The organism is Leptolyngbya sp. FACHB-8, assembly GCF_014695575.1.
Lineage (GTDB): Bacteria > Cyanobacteriota > Cyanobacteriia > Elainellales > Elainellaceae > Vacuolonema.
In genome coordinates this window covers 54,392-78,216 of the sequence record NZ_JACJOO010000089.1, presented here as the reverse complement: position 1 = coordinate 78,216, position 23,825 = coordinate 54,392, and the positions used below count along the sequence as shown (strand labels likewise).

Annotated in this window: 7 protein-coding genes; 3 read left to right on the top strand and 4 right to left on the bottom strand. The window is 53.1% G+C overall.

Annotation, left to right across the window (positions count from 1 at the left end; translation table 11 throughout):
- The first annotated feature begins 52 nt into the window (after positions 1 to 52).
- The 3 genes from H6F91_RS25990 to H6F91_RS25980 all read left to right on the top strand — a co-directional run bounded on the left by H6F91_RS25990 (position 53) and on the right by H6F91_RS25980 (position 2,661).
- Positions 53 to 442, top strand: coding sequence for a DUF2267 domain-containing protein (locus H6F91_RS25990; RefSeq protein ID WP_190771266.1), 390 nt, complete (start codon positions 53 to 55; stop codon positions 440 to 442).
- 66 nt (positions 443 to 508) lie between these two features.
- The gene (locus H6F91_RS25985) at positions 509 to 1,297 is read left to right on the top strand and encodes an SDR family oxidoreductase (RefSeq protein ID WP_190771265.1); all 789 of its coding nucleotides are present in this window, start codon (positions 509 to 511) and stop codon (positions 1,295 to 1,297) included.
- Positions 1,298 to 1,368: 71 nt separating this feature from the next.
- Positions 1,369 to 2,661 carry an MFS transporter gene (locus H6F91_RS25980; RefSeq protein ID WP_242035996.1) on the top strand — a complete coding sequence of 431 codons (1,293 nt, stop codon included), beginning with the start codon at positions 1,369 to 1,371 and terminating at the stop codon, positions 2,659 to 2,661.
- Between the two features lie 116 nt (positions 2,662 to 2,777).
- Here the strand turns inward: H6F91_RS25980 and H6F91_RS25975 are convergent, their stop codons facing one another.
- The 4 genes from H6F91_RS25975 to H6F91_RS28095 form a co-directional block, all read right to left on the bottom strand.
- Positions 2,778 to 3,290: a YkgJ family cysteine cluster protein gene (locus H6F91_RS25975; RefSeq protein WP_190771264.1), complete on the bottom strand. Its 513-nt coding sequence runs from the start codon at positions 3,288 to 3,290 to the stop codon at positions 2,778 to 2,780.
- A 174-nt stretch (positions 3,291 to 3,464) separates the two neighbouring features.
- Positions 3,465 to 4,529 carry an NADH:flavin oxidoreductase/NADH oxidase gene (locus H6F91_RS25970; protein WP_190771263.1) on the bottom strand — a complete coding sequence of 355 codons (1,065 nt, stop codon included), beginning with the start codon at positions 4,527 to 4,529 and terminating at the stop codon, positions 3,465 to 3,467.
- Between the two features lie 291 nt (positions 4,530 to 4,820).
- Entirely contained in the window at positions 4,821 to 11,939 is a 7,119-nt protein-coding gene (locus H6F91_RS28670; RefSeq protein WP_347280089.1) for an Ig-like domain-containing protein, read from the bottom strand.
- Positions 11,822 to 22,888, bottom strand: a complete 11,067-nt coding sequence (locus tag H6F91_RS28095) for a chitobiase/beta-hexosaminidase C-terminal domain-containing protein (RefSeq protein ID WP_242035995.1) — start codon at positions 22,886 to 22,888, stop codon at positions 11,822 to 11,824. Before H6F91_RS28095 ends, H6F91_RS28670 begins: the two co-directional genes overlap by 118 nt.
- Between the last annotated feature and the right edge of the window lie 937 nt (positions 22,889 to 23,825).

Genomic DNA, 23,825 nt, shown 5'->3' with positions numbered 1-23,825 from the left:
GGAATAACGATTGATTCAATAGCAGAAAAACAGTGAATGGAGACCCAAAACCATGAAGTACGATGAATTTATTAAAGAGGTTCAGGGCCTTGCTCAACTGGATTCACGACAAGCCGCTGAGCAAGCGACCCGTGCCACTTTAGAGACCATTGCTGAGCGCATTGTCGGTAACGAGGCTAGCCAACTTGCGGACCAATTGCCTAAAGAGCTAGGTCAATATCTCCGAGGGCATGAGGGTGAAAACGGCGGATTCTTCTCACTAAAAGAGTTTTATGAGCGCGTCAGCCAGAAAGCCGGGATAGACCCCGTTGCGGCCGCATTACAAGTCAGAGCTATCTTCATGGTGCTCAACGAGGCGGTGACGCCTGGTGAATTTGCAGATGTCAGAGCTAACTTCTCGGACGATTACAGCGAGTTATTCGCAACGCCTGGAAAAGTTTAGTTTCAAAAAACCGTTGAGTTTTCGTGCGCATAACGCACGAAAACTCAAAATTATTAGGAGAAATGTATGGTTGCAGCTCATCCCCAGCAATCTTTGGATCGCGGAAACTTGTTGCGCGATCGCATTGTTTTAATTACAGGTGCAAGCCGTGGAATTGGTGCAGAAACCGCTAAATTAATGGCACAGCACGGTGCGGCTGTTGGCGTTAACTACTACGGTAGTGAAGCAGCAGCGCATGACGTTGTTGACTCGATCACATCCGAAGGCGGGCGAGCAGTGGCGGTTCGAGCAGATGTGCGCGATTCTGAACAAGTTAAGGCCATGGTGCAGCAGGTTGCAGAAACGTTAGGGGCCATTGATACGCTCGTTATCAACGCCAATGCCAATTTTCCTATGGCGTCATTTGTGGATTATCGGTGGGAGGACTTTGAGTCAAAATTGTTGGGAGAACTCAAAGGTGCATTCTTCCCCTGCCAAGCCGTTGTTCCTTCCATGATAGAGCGCGGACGAGGCTGCATTATTGCCGTTAGCAGTGGTTTATCTCGCCATCCGGGTCAGGGTTTTGTCGCCCATAGCACGGCTAAATCTGGGTTGGATGCCTTTATCAAAAGTCTGGCTTTAGAGCTTGGCCCGCATGGTATTCGAGCGAATGTGGTTTCGCCTGGGTTGACTCTGACCGATGCTACTGCTCGATTGCCGCAAGACTATAAAGATGCAGCAGCGCAAACGGTACCCCTGAAGCGTAATGGATTACCGGATGATGTCGCCGGGGCTATTCTGCTGCTAGCGTCCGATGAGGCCAAATTCATCACAGGGGCCTATTTACCTGTGAGTGGCGGTGTGCAAATGATTTAGATGTTCCGTTCAATCTCCTGATAGCGCATCCTATCGATTCAATTAGATTTAGCTTAAAAGGTACGTTAACTTTGAATTCCATTAAATCGACCCTATCATTTCCAGCTTTTCAGTCGAGAAATTATCGGCTGTTTTTTATGGGGCAGGGGCTTTCCCTGGTCGGCACCTGGATTACGATGGTGGCGATGATTTGGCTGGTGTATCACTTGACCCAGTCGCCTGTGTTACTGGGAGTTGTAGGTTTTGCGAGTCAGGTACCAAATTTGGTGCTGGTTCCCTTTGGAGGGGTGTTGAGCGATCGCTGGAACCATCAACGCACGCTCATCGTGACGCAGGCGCTATCGATGCTCCAGTCGTTTGCACTGGCAATCCTCACTTTAACGGGGACCATTCAAATCTGGCATATCATCGCGTTGAGCCTATTTCAAGGCATTGTGAATGCCATCGATGCACCGACTCGCCAGGCCTTTGTACCCGAGATTGTGGAACGCAAGGAAAATTTGCTGAATGCGATCGCCCTCAACTCTTCTATGTTTAATGGGGCCAGGTTAGTTGGCCCTGCCATTGGTGGGTTATTGCTGGCCAGCGTTGGTGCGGGCTATTGCTTTCTGATTGATGGGATGAGCTATTTCGCTGTTCTGCTCGCTCTTATGGCGATGCGTCTGCAACCGAAGACAAAGGCGAATTCTCAGGAATCCTTTACGCTATCGAGTGTTGTGCAGCATTTGAAAGAGGGATTTGCCTACACCTTCGGATATCCTCCGGTTCGCTCTATTTTGACTATGGTTGCGCTCGTTAGTTTCTTGGGGGTAAACTTTGTTGTCATTCTTCCCGTCTTTTCCAATGAAATTTTGCATGGTAATGAAAACACACTGGGATTATTAATGGCGGCATCCGGTGTGGGTTCATTAATTGCAGCAGCTCAACTGAGTTTACGCCGAGAAGTACGGGGTCTAGGGTTGTTTATCGCGATCGCTCCTATCATTTATGGTTTAGGTATGATCTGCTTTGCGGCATCCCGCTCAGTCTGGCTCTCAGCTTTGTTGCTTGCCATTATTGGCTTCGGTTCACTTTTACAATCTGCTTCCAGTAATACTGTTATTCAAACCCTGGTTCCTGATGAAATGCGGGGGCGAGTCATGAGCATCTACATCATGTCGTTCCTGGGTATGATCTCCTTTGGTAATTTATTTCAAGGTGCCCTTGTGAGCTGGATTGGTGCACCTGCTACCGTCGTCATTAACGGAACAATTTGTGTTGTGGTGGCTGTCTTCTATGCCCAACAGTTACCCAGGCTGCGGCGTATGGTATGGAAGACTCATCCGGAATTAGCCCCCGCTGATAATTACACTCGAAGGCTTTAATCTTTTGATTGACATGAAAGGGATACAAAATGCCTCTTCCACACCAATCACAGTGAATCGAAAACGATCGAAAGTTCAGAGGAAAGGGGCGCTTTGTGTCCCTTTCCTCTGAACTTTCAGCCATAATGCACGTCAAAAGGAATGGGTTCACCGCTAATCCGCTTAATGTCGTTGCTGATCGCGTCTGCATTGCCCCAGATGATGAGGTCGTCTGGGCGATCGCTCACTTCACCCTCAATTTGTTTGCAGTACTGATCATGACTACGGGCTACAAAAAAGCCATAGGTTCGGCAGGCGATCGGACGGGAGTCATAAATGCGGCAGGCTCCCTCTGATTCGTTGAGAAATGGACAAACAACGGCTGAGCTAAGGGTACCGTCTGCAATTTGTTCTAAAAGATGCTCAATCCTTTGTTTGACAACCATTTGCTCCGTTGTTGAGAGTAATGCAACGGCTGCATCAACCCGTTCCCACTCGACGGCACTGAGCTCAGGCGGATGGGCAAGGTGACGGCAGCAATGATCGCACCCTCGCTGGCAGGGCCACCAATCGCGTTCTGCCCGGATGGCTTGAACTCTGGACTCAATGCGATCGTCCAGATCGTGTAGTAATTGCCGTCGCTCGTCCATCAAATTGTTATTTGAATTTTGCCCTCGCCATTATAGCGATACTCACATCCTGTACCCAAAACCCATCGATGTTCCAGACGTGCAGTTGGTAGATGTCCCTTGCATTCACTACACGCCTGGAACAGGGTTCAGAATCCTTTTTTACCGTCGCTTCGCAACAGCAGAGAGGATGCACTATCCCCAGGCGCGAGCGTACTGAACGGGAGTAGGAACCGGTTGATGCAATTGTTTTGCAGCTCGTAGGGGCCAGTAGGGATCGCGTAGCAATTCTCGGGCCAGCAACACGATATCAGCCTGTCCTGTCCGAATGATGTGATCGGCTTGAGATGCGGTCGTAATCATGCCAACCGCACCTGTGGCAATGTTGGCATCCCGACGAATGCGATCGGCAAAAGGCGTCTGATAGCCAGCACCCACAGGAATTTTTTCACCCGGCATGATGCCGCCGGAGGAACAGTCGATCAAATCCACGCCGAGGGATTGGAGCTTATGGCTAAGCTCAACGCTCTGCTCAATGTCCCAACCGTTGGGTAACCAGTCGGTAGCAGAAATTCGTACCCATAGGGGCCGTGAGTCGGGCAGAACATTACGCACCGCTTGCACCACCTCACAGAGGAGCCGAATACGATTTTCAAAACTGCCACCATATTCATCGGTTCGCTGATTACTCAGGGGAGATAGAAATTCATGCAGCAGATAGCCGTGGGCGGCGTGAATTTCGATGATGTCAAAGCCTGCGTTAAGAGAACGTTGAGCGGCATCCACAAAGGATTGGGTAAGGGCTTGAATGGCTTCCGTGGTGAGGGCGATCGCATCCAAGCCATCCGGCTGAAACGGAACCGTACCAGGAGCAACTACAGCCCAACCTCCCTCGGCGTCAGAAAGCACGTTTCCGCCTTCCCAGGGTGGGGAGGTGCTGGCTTTGCGACCGGCGTGAGCCAGTTGAATACCCGCGGCTGCGCCATTACGATGAATCAGCTCGACGATCTGCGCCAACTTTTCAATGTGTGCGTCTTGCCAGATCCCCAAGTCTTGAGGGGTGATGCGGCCTTCGGGCGTGACAGCGGCCGCTTCGGTCATCACCAACCCTGCACCACCTGTGGCACGGCTAACCAGATGAACCAGATGCCAATCGTTAGCAAAGCCATTCTCGCTGGAATATTGACACATGGAAGAAACGGCGGTGCGATTGCGAAGGGTAACGCCCCGATGGGTAAACGGTTCGAATAAGTGCGGCATGGTGGTGAAGTCTGGATAGATATAGATAATGGCACTTCTTCAATTAAACGTGTTGCACGCAAAGATGGTTGGCATATTGTTCTGTCTTTAGGTGGGTTAAGGGTTACACACAACCAAAATGCCCATTTTGGTGTGCGTAGCACGTACACCAAAATAGGCACTTCAGCTTATTCCAGACCGAGGTTAGCTCGATCACGAGCGGCTATACCAACTAGAAGTAATCGACAGCTGCGTTCTGCTATGTGATGAGAAGTGGTGCAAAGCACCACCCCTCATCACGGGCTGAGCGGGTTAGACGAAATCCGCGCGGGTAATTTGTCGAGTGTTCAGGTTATCCAGCAGGAGAAGCCGATCGCCTCCTCGGGAAATGAGAACACCACCCTGCTGCTGTCGAATCGTCAGGTCTTCAAAGCGGAAGTTACCCAATACGATGCGATCCAGGCCGTCAGCGAAATCAGTGACCTGATCAAGGCCCTGGTGGGGTTGGAGAACCAGGCGATCGCGCCCTGTTCCAGTAGCAATCACATCCCTGCCGGTGCCGCCAGACAGCAAGTCGTCGCCACTCCCACCATCCAGGCGATCATCACCCGCCTGCCCGTTGAGCGTATCGTTTCCGCTACCGCCCAGTAAGGCGTCTATTCCAGCACCTCCGAGCAGGGTGTCATTACCGGCATCCCCGGAAAGGCGATCGCTACTGCCGTTTCCTTCCAGGCGATCGTTGCCCAAACCACCCAGGAGTGTGTCTCTGCCCAGACCCCCATAAATCGTATCGTTGTCGGCCCCTCCATCCAGGAGGTCATTACCATTATTGCCTCCTACTAAATCCTGGCCTAATCCGCCAAACAGAGTGTCGTTGTCCGCGCAACCATAGAGCGAATCGTCGCCATCCCCACCCAGAAGGCGATCGTTACCAATCTCGCCCCTCAGCAGATCCAGTCCCACACCGCCCCATGCGGTGTCATTGCCCCGACCGGCCTGAAGGCTATCATTGCCACCGTCCCCATTCAGGCTGTCATTTCCCCAGCCGCTATTAACCAGGTCACCCTGGAGGCTGCCAGTCAATGTGAGCGTGCCACCATACTGTGAGAATCCAAATCGCTCAAAGTTCTTCACGCTAAGACCCGGAATGCCTTGCAACTGATCATTGGGTGTATTCAGGGTCAGTTGGAGAGAGGTGGCTCTGGTTCCTTCTGAGAGGAGTAGGCGATCGCTCCCAAGCCCTCCATCCAGCTGATCATTTTGCCGAATCGTCGGTACTGTCGCGATTACCGTATCGGAACCTGCCGCCGGCAAAATGTTGTCAAACACGGGGGTAGTTCGGAGAGTGCGGTCAACAATTTCTCCGATTGCGAATACCAGGAAGGTTTGAGTGATCGTCGCATTGGGATTGTTGCCAGCGGCAAGGGTCACTGTCAGCGGCACACGTGCCTGGGTACGGCCCTGATTCACGACCGCCTCAGTACTCTTTAACTTAAGCTGAAGAACGCCGTTGACCTCAACAATTTCAAAGCGGCTATCGCTGACCGTCAGGTTGTAATTGCGGAATGCCGCAATCACATCGGGGTCTGTAATGGTCAGGTTACCGACAATGGCACCCGGCTGGTTTTGAGCAATGGTGGTGTTACTCAGAGCGATCGCCGTAGGCAGTTCGTCAACGTTCGTGACCGTCAGAGCAACGGCAGTGCTATAGCTCAGGGTGGGGGTGTTGGCATCCTGAGCCGTTAACGTGAGATTGAGTTGCCCGTTGGTAATGGCTTCATAGTTCAGGGATTGGTTGGCCTGGAGCTGAAGCTGCAACACACCCGCGTTATTCACCACTTCAAAGCGGTTGTCGCTGACGGTCACTGTGTTGTTTTGGAAGGCTGCCAGGGTATCAGGATCGGCCACGGTCAGAGTGCCAATAATGGCTCCTGCAACGTTCTCAGCGACGGTGTTACCGCTGAGGGCGATCGCCGTGGGGGCCTCGTTGCGATCGTTAACCGTGATGGTCTGCGTGACCTCAATCGTATTTCCCGCAACATCGGTAGCTCGAATCCGAATGCTGTAGTTGGCTTGAGTTTCAAAGTTTGCTCTGTCGTTGATCCGCAGTTGGTTACCCGTGAGGGTGAAGGCGGCGTTGTCATCAGCACCCAAGCCCGCAACCAGAGTGTAGGTGACGGGATTGCTATCCGTTGCCGAAAGGGTTGCAACCAACGCATTGGGAGCATTATTTTCATCCAAATCAGCCGCGCTTAACTGGGGTGCCGTAGGGGCAATGGTGTCAATGGCAAAGGGTTGAGAGGTGGTCGAGCTAGCGTTTCCAGCGGTATCGCTAGCTGTGACCGTTACGACTCGATTGGCTCCTTCGCCCAGGTTGGCTAAGTCTTGGGCTGAGAGGGTATAGCTCCAGGTCGTACCATTCACGGTGGCAGTACGGGTCTGTCCGCCAATGTTCAGGGTAATCAGAGCCCCAGCCTCCAGGGTGCCGCTAAGGACAACCCCGGCCGCAGCTTCGGCTGCGTTGATCTCGTTGTTGGTGGCGATCGCCCCAATCGTTGGTGCTCCAGGGCGCAGTGTATCAATGGTAAACGCAGCGGAGGATAGGGTTGTGGTATTGCCAACAGCATCCGTTGCGGTCACGGTGACGGTCTTACCACCCCCTTCACCCAAGTTGCTCAAGTCTTGGGCTGTCAGGGTGTAGCTCCAGGTGGTGCCATTCACCGTCGCGCTACGGGTTTGTCCTCCGAGACTCAAGCTAACAGTAGAACCTGCTTCCGTTGTCCCGCTTAGCACAACCCCGGTAGTGGCTTCTGTGGCATCGATGATGTTATTGGTGGCAATGGGGGCGATCGCCACACCCGTGGGCGGCACCGTGTCAATCGTAAAGACAGGGGAGGTGGTGCTAGTGGCATTGCCCGCAATGTCTCGACTGGTAACGGTGACGGTTCTGCCCGGTCCTTGACCCAGGCTGAGGATATCAGCGTTGGATAGGGTATAGCTCCAGGTAGTGCCGTTCATGGTGGCCATACGGGTTTGCCCAGCCACATTGAGGGTGACGCTAGATACTGCCTCCGTGCTGCCCGTCAGGACAACCCCAGCGGTAAATTCGGCCAGGTTGATGATGTTGTCGGTGGCGATCGCTCCAATCGTGGGAACAGATGGGGCGATCGTATCGACGGCAAAGGGGAAGGCCGTGCTCAGCGGTGAGGTATTTCCCAAAAGATCCCGCACACTCGCGGTCAGGCTCTTGCCTCCGCCTTGACCAATCAGGGCTAAGTCTGCAGCAGTTAATGGGTAAGCCCAGTTACCGTTCGCATTGGCCACCGTCGTAGCTAGCGGAGCGCTTCCGAGGAACAGGGTAACGGTCGCATTGGCTACCGCTGTACCGGCCACTACCGCATCTCCAGCAAGGCCGCTGACAATGCTGTCGGTACCTCCAATGCTGCTAATGGTGGGGGCTCCAGGAAGCAGAGTCGCGACTGTAAAGGTGAAGGGAGTACTGGGCGTGGAAAGGTTACCGGCGGCATCCCGGGCGGTGACAGTAAGCGCCTTGTTGTTCCCCTGACCCAGGGTGGTGATGTTCGCCGCAGTCAGAGCATAGCTCCAGTTCCCTGAGGCGTCGGCAACGACAGTACCCAGCAGGGTCGTTCCAAAAAACAGACTCACGGTACTGTTCGCTTCGGCTGTTCCCACGACCTGGCCGTCTCCGGCTGTCGGGCCAACGATGCTATCAGGTCCGCCAATCGCTGTAATGGTGGGAGTGGCGATCGCCGTATCAATGGCAACGGCGCGGGTAGCAGCAGGGCTGGTGTTACCTGCCGCATCCTGGGCAGTGACGCTAATCGTGGTATTGCCATCAGCGGGAATCTGGTTGTTGTTAAATATCAGGCTCCAGGCACCGTTGCCGCCCGTCGTGGTTGTGAGGGTTGTGTTCCCCCAGGTAACGTTCAGGCGGCTATTCGCTTCCGCTGTTCCGCTGACGGTCACGCCAGCGGCCCGCTCAGTAGCATTCACCCGGCCATCCCCTGCCACTGCGTTGATAGTGGGCACGTTGGGAGCTGCAACATCCAGGGTCACGGCTCGGGTTGTAATAGCCCCAACATTTCCAGCCGTGTTGGTGACGCGGGTCTGGATGTTCCAGTTGCCCGTCTTGGCCGCGTTATCTACAAACGTCCAGCTCGTGCCCGTAGCGTTGGCGTTAACCCATGTTGTGCCACCATTCACCGAAACTTGTAGAGTTTCACCGACACCCAGCGCCGCAGACAGGGTACCGGTGTAGGTCCGCCCAGCAGCACCATCACTAGTGATGAAGTCGGTAGCAGAAACCCCTGTATCCCGCGTCATGGACGTGACGGTCGCGGTTTGGGCCAACACTGTATTGGAAAGAATCACCGATCGGGATGTCACCGTTCCGGTATTCCCTGCCGTGTCAATAACACGGGTTTGGATGTTCCAGTTGCCGTTCTTAGCGATGGTGTCGTTAAACGTCCAGGTGGTTCCCGTAACCGTTGCACTGCTCCAGGTCGTGCCTCCATCCACCGAGATTTGCAACGTTTCCCCATTTCCCAGGGCTGCAGAGAGGGTGCCGGTGTATGTCCGTCCAGCGGCTCCATCTGTAGTGATGAAGTCGGTGGCAGAAACGCCCGTATCTCGGGTCATGGAGGTGACGACAGCGGTTTGGGTAGGAGCCACCGTGTCGAGGATCACCGTCCGGGAGTTTACCGTTCCGGTGTTCCCCGCGGTATCGATAACACGAGTTTGAATGCTCCAGTTGCTGTTTTTAGCAAGGGTGTCATTGAACGTCCAGGCAGTTCCGTTAACCGTTGCACTGCTCCAGGTAATGCCACCATTCACGGAGACTTGTAAGGTTTCATCTGCACCTAAGGCAGCGGAGAGGGTACCCGTGTAGGTGCGCCCAGCGGCACCATCCTCGGTAATGAAGTCGGTAGCAGAAGCCCCGGTATCTCGGGTCATGCTGGTAACCGTCGCCGTCTGCGTAGGAGCGGCCGTGTCGAGGGTGACCAACTGGGATGTCACAGTACCGCTGTTGCCAGTAGCATCGACAATGCGGGTTTGGATGCTCCAGTCGCCACTCTTGGCTGTGGTGTCATCAAACGTCCAGGTAGTGCCGTTAACGGTGGCACTGGACCAGGTCACACCATCATCGACAGAAATTTCCAGGGTTTGATCTGCACCCAAGGTTGCCAGGAGGCTGCCTGTATAAGTCCGTCCAGCAGTGCCATCACTGGTGATGAAGTCCGTGGTAGAAACCCCCGTATCCTTCGTCATTGATGTAATGGTCGCGGTTTGGGGCAGGGGCGCGTTGTTGAGAATGACGGGTTGGGAGATAACCGTTCCGATGTTACCGGCGGTATCTACAATGCGGGTTTGGATGCTCCAGCTGCCGCTTTTAGCGATGGTGTCGTTAAACGTCCAGGTGGTTCCGCTAACCGTTGCACTGCTCCAGGTCACGCCACCATTCACAGAAACTTGTAACGTCTCATTGGCATCCAGAGCCGCCGAGAGGGTGCCGGTATAAATGCGCCCAGCCGTACCATCCTCGGTAATGAAGTCGGTTGCCGAGTCGCCCGTATCCTTGGTCATGGAGGTGACGACAGCGGTTTGGGTCGGTGCGACCATGTCGAGAATGACAGGTTGTGAGGCGATCGCCCCAACATTTCCAGCAACATCAACAACCCGGGTTTCGATAGACCAGTTGTCGTTCTTCGCCGTGCTGTCGTTGAACGTCCAGTTGGTTCCGTTGACCGCTACATTCACCCAGGTAGCGCCGCCATCTACGGAGATTTGCAACGTTTCTCCAGTCCCCAGAGCTGCAGAGAGAGTACCGGTGTAGGTGCGTCCAGCGGCACCATCATTCGTAATGAAGTCGTTGGCGAATACCCCTGTGTCCCGCGTCATTGAAATGACCGTGGCTGTTTGCGTCGGTAATCCGTTGTCCAGAATGACAGCTTGAGATGTTACCGTTCCGGTGTTCCCGGCATCATCAATCACACGAGTTTGGATGTTCCAATTCCCGCTCTTGGCAATGGTGTCATCGAAGGTCCAGGTTGTTCCTGTAACCGCCGCATTTGCCCAGGTAGCACCGCCATCCACTGAAACTTGCAGCGACTCATTTACACCCAATGCCGCAGAGAGAGTACCGGTGTAGATGCGTCCAGCGGTGCCATCACTAGTGATGAAGTCAGTGGCAGAAACCCCCGTATCCCGCGTCATGGATGTCACGGTAGCGGTCTGCGACACTACCGCATTGGTAAGGATGACGGGTTGGGATGTTACCGTTCCAGTGTTTCCCGCCGTGTCAACAACACGGGTTTGAATATTCCAGTTGCCGTTCTTAGCGATAGTGTCGTCGAACGTCCAGGTTGTTCCTGTAACCGTTGCACTGCTCCAGCTAGCACCGCCATCCAGCGAAACTTGCAATGTTTCCCCATTCCCCAAGGCAGCCGAGAGAGTGCCGGTGTAGGTGCGCCCAGCCGTACCGTCTGTGGTGATGAAGTCGGTTGCTGAGTCGCCCGTATCCTTGGTCATGGAGGTGACGACAGCGGTTTGGGTCGGCGCCAATGTGTCGAGGATGACGGGCTGCGATGTTACCGTTCCCGTGTTTCCAGCGGTATCAACGACACGAGTTTGAATGCTCCAGTTGCCGTTCTTAGCGATGGTGTCGTTAAACGTCCAGTTGGTTCCGTTAACCGTCGCATTCGTCCAGGTCGTACCGCCATCTACAGAGATTTGCAACGTTTCTCCAGTTCCCAAAGCCCCCGAGAGAACACCCGTGTAGGTACGTCCAGCCGCACCATCCGTTGTGAGAAAGTCCGTAGCAGAGGCTCCCGTATCCCGGGTCATGCGGATGACCGTAGCCGTCTGGGTCGGAGCCGTGGTATCGAGGACAAAACTCAGGGCTGGAGAGATAGAGATGTTACCAGCCTCATCGGTTTGGCGCACAACTACCGACTTTGCCCCATCATCGGTCAGAGTGAAGCTCGTACCCGTAAAAGTAATCCAGGTCTGCCCATTGTCGGTGCTGTACTCCCGGATGGAACCCGCCTGCAGCCCCGATACATTCACTAAACCCGAGTTCGTGATGCCGTCGTTGCTGGAGTTACCAGAATCCAGGCCCAAGCTTAAGCTTGCAGTCGTTGGGATTAGCGTTTCAATCGCAAAGGTTTGAGACAATTGAGTGCTGATATTGCCAGCGGCATCTGTAGCCGTTGCCGTAACAGTTCTTGTCCCCTGACCCAGGCCACTGATCTCCGTGTTGGTGAGGGTATAGCTCCAGCTTCCGTTGGCAGCCGTTACGGTCCGAATAAACCCACCAATATTGAGGTTGACCGTAGCACCAGATTCAGCAGAGCCGGTGAGAACAACGCCGTTGGTGGATTCGAGCACACTGATAACGTTGTCTCCCGCGATCGCCCCAATGGTTGGAGTATCGGGCGCGATCGTGTCCAGGGTAAAGGTGAAGCTTGTGGCCGCAGAGGTATTGCCCAGCAGATCAATCTGCCGCACCTGAATCGTGTTGTTGCCCTCAACCGGGGTAAAAGTAGTGCTCCAGGTTGTTCCCCGTCAGTGCTGTACTGGATCGTTGATCCTGTCTCCGCGCTGATGTTCAGAGCACCATTGTTGGTGATTCTGTCGGTATTGGAGCCACCCGTATCGTTCGTTAGCGCAACACCCGGAGCCAGTGCCCCAGTATCGAGGGTGAAGCTAAAGCTGGTTGCTGCGGAAGTGTTGCCAGCCACATCAACCTGCCGCACCTGAACGGTATTGTTACCTTCGACTGGGGTGAAGGAGTTTGTCCAGGTTGTCCCCCCGTTGGTGCTGTACTGGATTGTGGCTCCATCTTCCGCCGTAATGGATAGGGCACCGTCGCTGGTCACTCTATCGGTATTCGAGCTACCGGTGTCATTGAGTAAGGCAACACTTGGAGCTGTGGCGATCGTATCCAGGCTAAAGGTGAAGCTCGTTGCCGCAGAGATATTGCCAGATGTATCAATCTGCCGTACTAGAACGGTGTTACTGCCTTCTACAGGGGCAGGGGTAAAAGAGGTCAGCCAGGTTGCACCTCCATTGGTGCTGTACTGGATGGTCGCTCCGGTTTCCGCCGTAACGGATAGTGCCCCATTGCGAGTAATTCGGTCGGTGTTGGAGCTACCTGTATCATTCGCCAGCGCCACCCCTGGAGCGACAACCCCTGTATCCAGGGTGAAGCTGAAGCTGGTGGCAGTAGAGGTATTGCCAGCCACATCAATCTGACGGACCTGAACAGCGTTGTTGTCTTCAATCGGGGTGAAGGAAGCTGCCCAAGTCGTACCACCGTCAATACTGTATTGGATTGCAGCTCCCGTTTCCGCCGTGATGGAGAGTGCCCCATTGTCAGTGATCCGGTCCGTATTGGATGTACCCGTGTCGCTGGTTAAAGCAACACCCGGAGCCGCAACCGTGGTATCCAGAGTAAACGCAAAGCTCGTGGCAACGGAGGCATTTCCAGCCTCATCCAGTTGACGCACCAGAACGGTGTTGTTACCTTCCACGGGGGTAAAGGACGTCGTCCAGGTTTGCCCCCCGTTGGTGCTGTACTCGATTGTGGCACCATTTCCAGCCGTAATAGACAGCGCCCCATCTCGGGTAATTCTGTCCGTATTGGAACTCCCAGTATCGTTGGTGAGCGCAACACCCGGAGATGTTACATCCGTATTGAGCGTAAAGGTAAAGCTGGTAGCCGAGGAGATATTGCCAGCCACATCAATCTGGCGCACCTGAATGGTGTTGTTACCTTCGACCGGTGTGAAGGTGGTGAGCCAGGTGGTGCCTCCATTGGTGCTGTACTGGACCGTGGCCCCATTTTCTGCCCCAATAGTCAGGGTGCCATCGCTCGTGATTCGGTCGGTGTTGGATGTGCCCGTGTCATTAGCCAAAGCAACACCCGGAGCAACAACTGTGGTATCGAGGGTGAAATTAAAGCTCGTAGCCGCAGAAGTATTCCCAGAACCATCAATCTGCCGCACCAGAACCGTGTTATTTCCTTCCACCGGAGTGAAGGTATTTGTCCAGGTCGTACCGCCGTTGATGCTGTATTGGACAGTCGCTTCCGGCTCCGTCGTAATGCTCAACGCACCAGTGTTTGTAATTCTGTCGGTATTGGAGCTGCCAGTATCACTGGTTAAAGCAACACCGGGTGCAACCACGCCTGAATCCAGGGTGAAAGCAAAGCTTGTAGCCGCAGAGGTATTGCCTGCGACATCAATTTGACGTACCAGAACGGTGTTGTTGCCTTCGACCGGAGTGAAGGAAGTCGTCCAGGTTGTTCCCCCGTTCGTGCTGTACTGGATGGTCGATCCAGTTTCGGCTGTGATGGAGAGTGCGCCATCGCTGGTGACTCTATCGTTATTGGATAGTCCCGTGTCATTAGTCAGCGCAACACCCGGAGCGATTGCGATCGTATCAAGGGTAAAGTTCAAGCTAGCAGCAGGAGAGATGTTGCCAGATTCATCAATCTGCCGCACCTGAACCGTGTTGCTTCCTTCAACAGGAGTGAAAGAATTTGTCCAGGTCGTGCCGCCGTTGATGCTGTATTGAACAGCCGCTCCCGGCTCCGCCGTAATAGTCAGCGCGCCATTGTTCGTGATTCGGTCGGTATTAGAACTTCCAGTGTCATTGCTCAAAGCAACACCCGGAGCCACTACTCCTGTATCCAGGGTGAATGTGAAGATGGTAGCCGCAGAGGTGTTACCCGCGACATCAATCTGCCGCACCTGAACGGTGTTACTGCCTTCTACTGGTGTGAAGGCATTGCTCCAGGTAGAGCCACCATTGGTGCTGTATTGAATCGTGGCACCATTTTCAGCGGCGATCGCCAACGCACCATCACCCGTCACTCGGTCGGTATTAGAGGGGCCGGTGTCATTGGTCAGCGCAACCCCAGGAGCAGCCACCGTTGTATCAAGGGTAAAGGTGAAGCTCGTAGCCGTAGAAGTATTACCAGATGTATCGGTCTGCCGTACCAGAACGGTATTACTGCCTTCCACGGGTGTAAAGGTGTTTGTCCAGGTCGTCCCCCCATTCGTGCTGTACTCGACGGTGGCACCTGTCTCTGTCGTAATGGACAGTGCACCATTGCTCGTGATTCTGTCGGTATTGGAGCTACCGGTATCACTATTCAAATCAATACCCGGAGCCACAACACCCGTATCCAGCGTAAAGGTAAAGCTATTGGTGGCAGAGGTATTACCCGCAATATCAACCTGCCGCACTAGAACGGTATTGTTGCCTTCAATTGGGGTAAAGGAGTTTGTCCAGGTCGTCCCCCCGTTGGTGCTGTACTGGATGGTCGCTCCTGGTTCAGCAGCAATAGTCAGGGTGCCATCGCTGGTCACTCTGTCAGCATTGGATGGGCCAGTGTCGTTCGCCAGTGCAACACCCGGAGCGGCTGCAACCGTATCCAGAGTAAAGCTAAAGGTCGTTGGAGCAGAAATATTACCCGTTGCATCAATCTGGCGCACTTGAACCGTGTTGTTACCTTCGACCGGCGTAAAGGAGTTTGTCCAGGTTGTGCCCCCGTTGGTGCTGTACTGGATCGTCGCACCGGTTTCTGCACTGATAGCCAGGGCACCGCTGTTCGTAATTCTGTCAGTATTGGAACTACCCGTGTCGCTAACTAAAGCAACACCCGGAGCCACAGCACCCGTATCCAGCGTGAAGGTAAAGGTCGTGGCCGTGGACGTATTACCCGCCACATCAATCTGGCGCACTTGAACCGTGTTGTTGCCCTCAACGGGGGTGAAATTCGTTGTCCAGTTTGTGCCACCATCGATGCTGTACTGAATTGTGGCCCCACTCTCTGCCGTAATAGCAAGTGCAGCGTCACTAGTCACCCTATCGGTATTGGATGTGCCTGTGTCATTGGCCAACGCAATTCCCGGAGCGGCAACTATTGTATCGAGGACGAAGGTGAAGCTAGCAGCAGGAGAAATGTTGCCAGCTACATCAATTTGGCGCACCTGAATGGTGTTAGTGCCTTCACCTGGAGCAAAGGAGGTACCCCAGGTGCTTCCGCCATCGGTGCTGTATTGAATTGTGGCGCCATTTTCTGCCGTGATGCTTAATGCACCATTGTTGGTGATGCGATCGCTGCTAGAGATACCAGTATCACTAGCCAACGCAACCACTGGAGCGACAACACCGGCATCCAGGGTGAAATTGAAGGTAGTAGCTGTGGAGACGTTACCCGCGACATCAACCTGTCGCACCTGAACCGTGTTGTTGCCTTCAACCGGAGTAAAGGAAGTGGTCCAATTATTTCCACCATCGGTGCTGTATTGAATCGTTGCGCCATTTTCCGCGGTGATGCTTAGCGCACCATTGCTGGTGATTCTGTCAGTGTTTGAAGGACCTGTGTCATCGCTAAGAGCAACACCTGGAGCAACAACGGCTGTATCAAGGGTGAAGTTAAAGGTGGTAGCTGTGGAGACGTTACCCGCGACATCAACCTGTCGCACCTGAACTGTATTGCTACCTTCAACAGGAGTAAAGGAAGGTGTCCAGGTCGTACCACCATCGGTACTGTATTGAATTGTGGCACCATCCTCCGCTGTAACAGAGAGGGCCCCATTATTAGTAATTCGGTCAGTGGTGGAACTGCCAGTATCACTGGTTAAAGCAACGCCCGGAGCAACGACACCTGTATCTAAAGTGAAGGTGAAACTAGTGGCAGTAGAAGTGTTACCGGCTACGTCAACCTGCCGTACCTGAACGGTATTGTTGCCCTCAACCGGAGTGAAGGAGGTGGCCCAGTTGTTTCCACCATCGGTGCTGTATTGAATCGTAGCGCCATTTTCTGCTGTAATATTCAGCGCACCATTGCTAGTAACTCTGTCGGTATTTGACGGACCTGTATCATTGCTAAGAGCGACACCCGGAGCCGCAACAGTTGTGTCGAGGGTGAAGTTAAAGGTGGTAGCAGGAGAAGTGTTACCGGCGACATCAATCTGTCGCACCTGAACTGTGTTGCTGCCTTCAACCGGAGTGAAGGAGGGTGTCCAATTATTTCCACCATCGGTGCTGTATTGAACAGTAGCACCGGTCTCCGGTGTAACAGAGAGGGCACCATTATTGGTGATTCGGTCGGTGGTGGAGCTGCCAGTATCACTGGTTAAAGCAACACTGGGAGCAACAACACCTGTATCCAAGGTAAAGGTGAAACTAGTGGAAGCAGAAGTATTACCCGCGACATCAACTTGTCGCACTTGGACTATGTTGCTGCCTTCAACTGCTGTGAAGGTAGGTGTCCAGGTCGTGCCACCGTCGGTGCTGTATTGAATCGTGGTGCCATTTTCCGCTGTAACAGAGAGGGCACCATTACTGGTGGCTCTGTCGGTATTTGACGGGCCTGTGTCATTGCTAAGAGCAACACCTGGAGCCGCAACAGTTGTATCAAGGGTGAAGGTAAAGGTGGTAGCAGGAGAAGTGTTACCGGCGACATCAATCTGGCGCACCTGAACTGTGTTGCTACCTTCAACAGGAGTAAAGGTAGGTGTCCAGGTCGTACCACCATCGGTACTGTATTGAATTGTGGCACCATCCTCTGCTGTAACAGAGAGGGCACCATTGTTGGTAATTCGGTCAGTGTTGGAGCTGCCAGTGTCATTGCTCAAAGCAACACCCGGAGCAACCACACCTGTATCTAAGGTGAAGGTGAAACTAGTGGCAGGAGAAGTGTTACCGGCTACGTCAACCTGCCGTACCTGAACGGTATTGTTGCCCTCAACCGGAGTGAAGGAGGTGGCCCAGTTGTTTCCACCATCGGTGCTGTATTGAATCGTGGCGCCATTTTCTGCTGTAATATTCAGCGCACCATTGCTAGTAACTCTGTCTGTATTTGACGGACCTGTATCATTGCTAAGAGCGACACCCGGAGCCACAACCGTTGTGTCGAGGGTGAAGGTAAGAGTGGTAGCAGGAGAAGTGTTACCGGCGACATCAATCTGACGCACCTGAACTGTGTTGTTCCCTTCAACTGCTGTGAAGGTAGGTGACCAAGTTGTGCCACCATCGGTACTGTATTGAATTGTGGCACCATCTTCCGCTGTAATAGAGAGGGCACCATTGTTGGTAATTCGGTCGGTGTTAGAACTGCCAGTATCATTGCTCAAAGCAACACCTGGAGCAACCACACCTGTATCTAGAGTGAAGGTAAAGCTAGTGGCAGCAGAGGTATTCCCAGCTATGTCAATCTGGCGTACTTGGACTGTGTTGCTGCCTTCAACTGGAGTGAAGGTATTGCTCCAACCGTTTCCACCATCGGTGCTGTATGGAATTGTGGCACCATTTTCTGCTGTGATACTCAGCGCACCATTGCTAGTGACTCTGTCAGTGTTTGACGGGCCTGTGTCATTGCTAAGAGCAACACCCGGAGCCACAACTGTTGTGTCGAGGGTAAAGGTAAAGGTAGTAGCCGGGGAGGTGTTACCGGCCCCATCAATCTGACGCACCTGAACGGTGTTGTTACCTTCAACTGGGATGAAGGTATTGCTCCAGGTGTTGCCCCCATTAGTGCTGTATTGAATTGTGGCGCCGTTTTCTGCCACAACGGTTAGTGCATCGTTGTTCGTAATTCGGTCCGTATTGGAGTTTCCGGTATCGCTAGTTAGGGCAACGCTAGGAGCGATCGCCCCTGTATCCAACACAAAGGTGAAGGTCGTGGCCGCAGAAGTATTGCCAGCAACATCAATTTGGCGCACCTGAACCGTATTGTTACCTTCAACGGCAATGAAGGAGTTTGTCCAGGTCGTGCCTCCGTTGGTGCTGTACTGGATCGTGGCTCCTGGCTCTGCCGTGATGGACAGCGCACCATTGCTGGTGATTCGGTCAGTGCTGGAGCTTCCAGTATCCGTGGTGAGTGCAACACTGGGAGCAATAACGCCTGTATCCAACACAAACGTGAAGGTTGTGGCCGCCGAAGTGTTGCCAGCCACATCAATCTGCCGCACCTGAACCGTGTTGTTGCCCTCCACGGGGGTGAAGGAGGTCGTCCAGTTGGTGCCACCGTCTATGCTGTATTGAACCGTTGCACCGTTTTCCGCTGCGATAGTTAATGCACCATTGTTGGTGATGCGATCGCTGTCGGAACTGCCAGTGTCGTTAGCAAGGGCAACGCCTGGGGCCAAGACGCCCGTATCCAGGGTGAAGGTGTAAGTCGTAGCTGCGGAGGTGTTGCCAGCGACATCAACCTGCCGTACTTGAACTGTGTTACTTCCTTCAATCGGGGTGAAGGAGGGTGTCCAGGTATTGCCACCATCAATGCTGTACTGAATCGTGGCTCCAGTTTCCGCTGTAACCGAGAGGGCACCGTTGCTGGTGACTCTGTCAGTACTGGAGCTTCCCGTATCATTGGTGAGTGCGACCCCCGGAGCGGCCGCAATGGTGTCTAATGTAAAGGTGAAAGTGGTGGCAGGAGACGTATTGCCCGCCCCGTCAACTTGGCGTACCTGGACGGTGTTGCTCCCCTCGGCTGGGGTGAAGGATGTGATCCAGGTATTGCCACCATCTGTGCTGTATTCAACGGTGGCTCCAGTTTCTGTAGCAACGGATAGGGCCCCATTGTTGGTGATTCGGTCGGTACTGGAGCTTCCCGTGTCATTAGCCAGGGCAACACCGGGAGCCAGCGCACCGGTATCCAGTGTAAAGGTGAAGGTGGTGGCAGACGAGGTGTTACCCGCAGCATCAATCTGGCGCACCTGAACGGTATTGTTACCTTCTACGGCGTTAAAGGAGTTGCTCCAGTTGCTGCCTCCGTCTGCGCTGTACTGAATCGTCGCACCATTCTCAGCGCTGACAGTTAACGCTCCGTTGCTGGTAACGCGGTCAGTGTTGGAGCTGCCAGTGTCGCTGGTGAGCGCAACACCTGGAGCTGCAGCAGTGGTATCGAGGGTGAAGTTGAACGTGGTAGCCGGGGAGGTATTACCCGCCACATCAATTTGGCGCACCTGGACGGTGTTGTTGCCCTCAACGGGAGTAAAGGTGGTTGCCCAGGTAGAGCTACCGTTCGTGCTGTATTGAATGGTGGCCCCATTTTCTGCCGTAATCGAGAGGGCCCCATTACTGGTGACTCTATCTGTATTAGAGTTGCCAGTGTCGCTGCTAAGTGCAACCCCAGGAGCTACGGGTGCAAGGGTATCGATTGTAAAGGGCTGTGAAGTAATAGACGTAGTATTTCCAGCTACATCTGTTGCCGTCACAACAACCGTTCTGCCTGGGCCCTGAAGGCTGGCTAGAAGGGTACTATCGCTACCAGTAACGGCGTAGCTCCAGGTGTTACCCGTTACTGTGGCAGTGCGATTAATTCCTAAGAAATTGAGGGTTACGGTAGACCCTGCTTCAGTCGTACCGGTGAGGACAAATCCAGCATTTGCTTCCGCTGCATTAACGATGTTATCGCCAGCAATCACATTGATTGTTGGGTTGACAGGTGCCGTGGTATCCAGGGTGAAGGCAAAGGTGCTAGTCGGAGAAGTATTACCTGCGGTATCAATTTGCCGTACCAAGACCGTGTTGCTACCTTCCACGGGTGTGAAGGTATTCGTCCAAGTGGTGCCCCCGTTGGTGCTGTATTGAACGGTAGCGCCACTCTCAGCGCTGATGCTGAGGGCACCGTTGCGGGTAATGCGATCGCTACTAGAAGTACCCGTATCGCTGGTCAATGCAACACCGGGTGCTGCGGCACCTGTATCCAACGTGAACGTGAAGGGGGTAGCCGCAGAGATGTTACCTGCGGTATCAATTTGCCGTACCTGAACCGTGTTGCTGCCTTCCACAGGCGTGAAGGAATTGGTCCAAGCAGTGCCACCGTTAGTGCTGTATTGAATCGTGGCCCCACTCTCGGTACTGATCGTCAGCACGCCATTGCTGGTGATTCTGTCGCTGTTGGAGGTACCCGTGTCGTTGGCTAAAGCCACACCCGGAGCAACGGCACCTGTATCCAGGGTGAAGGTAAAGGTGGTAGCTGCAGAGGTATTGCCTGCTACATCAATCTGACGCACCTGGATGGTGTTGCTGCCTTCCACTGGTGTAAAGGAATTACTCCAGCTCGTACCTCCGTTGGTGCTGTACTGAATTGTGGCTCCTGTCTCGGCACTGATCGTCAGCGCACCATTGCTGGTAACTCTGTCTGTGTTGGAACTGCCAGTGTCGCTGGTGAGCGCAACGCCTGGAGCAACGGCACCTGTATCCAGCGTGAAGGTAAAAGTGGCGGCTGCAGAGGTATTGCCTGCTACGTCAACTTGGCGCACCTGGACAGTGTTACTCCCTTCCACTGGTGTAAAAGAATTGGTCCAGGTTGTTCCCCCGTTAGTGCTGTACTGAGTCGTGGCACCATTTTCCGCTGTGATGGCAAGGGCACCATTGCTGGTGACTCGGTCAGTATTCGAGCTACCTGTATCGTTGTTTAAAGCAACACCCGGAGCCAGTGCAGTCGTATCAAGCGTGAAATTGAAGGCGTTGGAGGTGGAAGTGTTTCCTGCAGCATCAGTTTGACGAACGAGGACAGCCTTTGTTCCATCACCGGTGAGGGTGAAGCTGGTGCCCGTAAAGGTCGTCCAGTTTTGCCCATTGTCCGTGCTGTACTGGCGCGTGGAACCGTTCTCCAGCCCTGCAACGCTGATCACCCCGGAGCTGGTGATGTTATCACCAGCGGTACCGGAATCGGTAGTCAGGCTTAATGTGGGGACTAGGGGAGCTAATGTGTCGCCAGTGATGGGGAGGGTATTACTGACTGTGTTACTGTTGGCAGCGGTATCTGTGAAACGTCCTGATGCGACTGAGATCGAGCCGCTGAGGCTATTTGTGTTGGCGGTGGGGGTGAAGGTAGCGGTATAAACCAGAGGATTCGCAGTGGCGGTTAACCCCGTGATGGTTCCCCCTGAAACAGCAATGTCGGTCGCATCAAAACCAACCGGCGCTTCTGAAAAGGTAAAGGTAACCGTTGCTGTCTCGCCTGCCCTGAACGTTGTTCTATTGCTAGCGATAGTAACCGTGGGAGCGGTTGTGTCGAGGGTATAAGACCGCGTTGCACCACTCGTTGTATTGCCAGCACTATTGATTACACGGGTCTGTAGGGTGTTGGTTCCAGATACAAGCGTAACGTTACTGGCTGTCCATGTTTGCCCGCTAGTTGTTGCTGTTATCCAAGTGACGCCACCATTAGCAGAGACTTGAATAGATTCACCCGCAGCAAGAGAGCCTGTGAAGGTACCTTGAACATTCTGGGTAGCAGCATTTGTAATAAAGTCACCTGTGGTGCCCGTATCACTGCTAAGAGAGGTAATAGCATTAATTGCGGCAGTGCTTGGAGCAACGGTATTAACTGAAAAGCTGGGAAGCGTACTAATACTGTTGGCATTGCCGTTGTCAGCAGGCCCTCTATTTCCTTGACCATTAGCAGCAGGAACAACATCAAAAACGGTCTCATTCGGTAAACTTTGCGTAGCACCGTTGGTATAGTTTGGGGAAGCTAAACTTCCATTTCCCCCATAAGTTCCTTGCCAAAAGCGAAAGTTCAGGCCACCTTCGTAAGAACCTATAGCTTGCTTGAGGTTTAAGCTTGTAGTGAAAGAAGTTGCAGTATTGGAAAGATTATTAACAATCATCCAATACAGTAGTGTTCCACTAGTTGTGTAGATGCCGACTAAAACATCTTCTTGAGGATCTTGCCCATTACCAGTATTCAGACTGAGGTTGCCAGAAATGGTAACGCTCTGTGCCTCAGTTGCGTTGAAGATGTTATCAGGACCAGCGCCAGAGATGCTTACATTACTGAACGCTAAAGTATGTTGATAAGCGGCTATGGCTCCCAGATCAAGAAATGACTTAGCAGGCTTTTCCTCGATATTCCAGCTTCCACCTTGAGCCGCAGAACCGACCTTTCCGATCGCCCCAAATACCCTAGCGCCAGTCAACTGCTCCAGTTCTGAGATGAAGCGCTCATCCTGGGCAACGTTGCAGCTATAGAGGCTGATGGTTTCGAGACTCCATTCCTGAAGTAGAGCCGATCGCCGCTTTAACTGATCTAGTGCGATCGCCTCGCCTCCCAAATGTACGACACCGGGTTCTCCGTGAGCCACCAGTGCCAGATGCTTTGCTCCAGTTTCCGAGAGTAATCGGGTGATTTGAAGGAGTGCATCTTCTTCTGGCCCGACAACGTACGTTGCAACCCCTTTCCTGATCGCTTCGAGCAAAATTGGTAAGTCAGCAATCCGAGCATCAATAACGGCTAATTGCTCAGAAGTTTGGTACTCAGATCGACTGGTGGAAGCCCCAAAGAAAGTGGTCAGAGCTTGATTGGAAGTAGAAATGAGTTTTATAGACATAGAAAGGGGGATTTCGGGAACGATAGTGGTTTAGGACTTCAGGAAGTTTCTGCTGCAAACCAAACCTTCTTTCGGAGGTTTGGCATGGAAAAATTGCCGTATCGCCAAAAGCAAGATACGAGCATCAGCGCTCTAAGGAGGAGCTCAATGAGTGGAATGAGGTAGGATGCCTACCCAATCAAATGGTTAAGCCGTTGCTTGGGCCAACAAAGCTTTGTACGATGAGGGCTTCAGGAAACTGTATAAACAGCTTTTGAAACAGGAGTAACTGTTCGGGTGGTTGAGTTGACTGAATAACACGATGATGCTCACGAGACTGAACTTGAACTTGAGGGACCAACTGCCAGGAAGGTAGTTGAAACTGGAATCGAGATGCAGGAGCAGTAAATATCCTGACGGGAATGCAGTTTCAAACACCTTCTCAGTAGACGGCCCTAGTGGGCACCCAATCGGCGGCTTGACAGCGCAATAATACCGATTTTATCCTTCGGGCGGAAAGAGAACTACGCTTCTATGGTTCAACCATCGGTAAATTGACTGACCTCAAAACTAGCCTCTCCTCGACTATATTCGTATATTTAAGTCTAAAGACAGAGGTAGCTCAAAAGTTTAACGGGTAATTACAGAGACTTTACGTACAAAGCTTGAATACTTCTCTGTTTCTTGGAAGCAATAAATTTTCTGTAAAACCTTAATTTTGAGTATGACATTTCTACCAAACTATGCAGTGGCCGACCCAATACCGTTTCTATATGAAGCTGACAGAGCAGCTTCATATTGGGTTGCTCAGTGCAGGACAAAAAATAAAACTACCTCATAAAAACCAGGTTTTTCGCTGTGGGGCAAATGAGATCCCCTGAATCCCGCGTTTGACGCGGGATTGGAGAGATGGCTTTGCTGTGGTATAAAAGCCGTTTTACGACTTTAGCTTTTCTTT

Coding starts and splice junctions, on each gene's coding strand:
- H6F91_RS25990 (WP_190771266.1), top strand. CDS start 53: ATGAAGTACGATGAATTTATTAAAGAGGTTCAGGGCCTTGCTCAACTG.
- H6F91_RS25985 (WP_190771265.1), top strand. CDS start 509: ATGGTTGCAGCTCATCCCCAGCAATCTTTGGATCGCGGAAACTTGTTG.
- H6F91_RS25975 (WP_190771264.1), bottom strand. CDS start 3,290: ATGGACGAGCGACGGCAATTACTACACGATCTGGACGATCGCATTGAG.
- H6F91_RS25970 (WP_190771263.1), bottom strand. CDS start 4,529: ATGCCGCACTTATTCGAACCGTTTACCCATCGGGGCGTTACCCTTCGC.
- H6F91_RS28095 (WP_242035995.1), bottom strand. CDS start 22,888: ATGTCTATAAAACTCATTTCTACTTCCAATCAAGCTCTGACCACTTTC.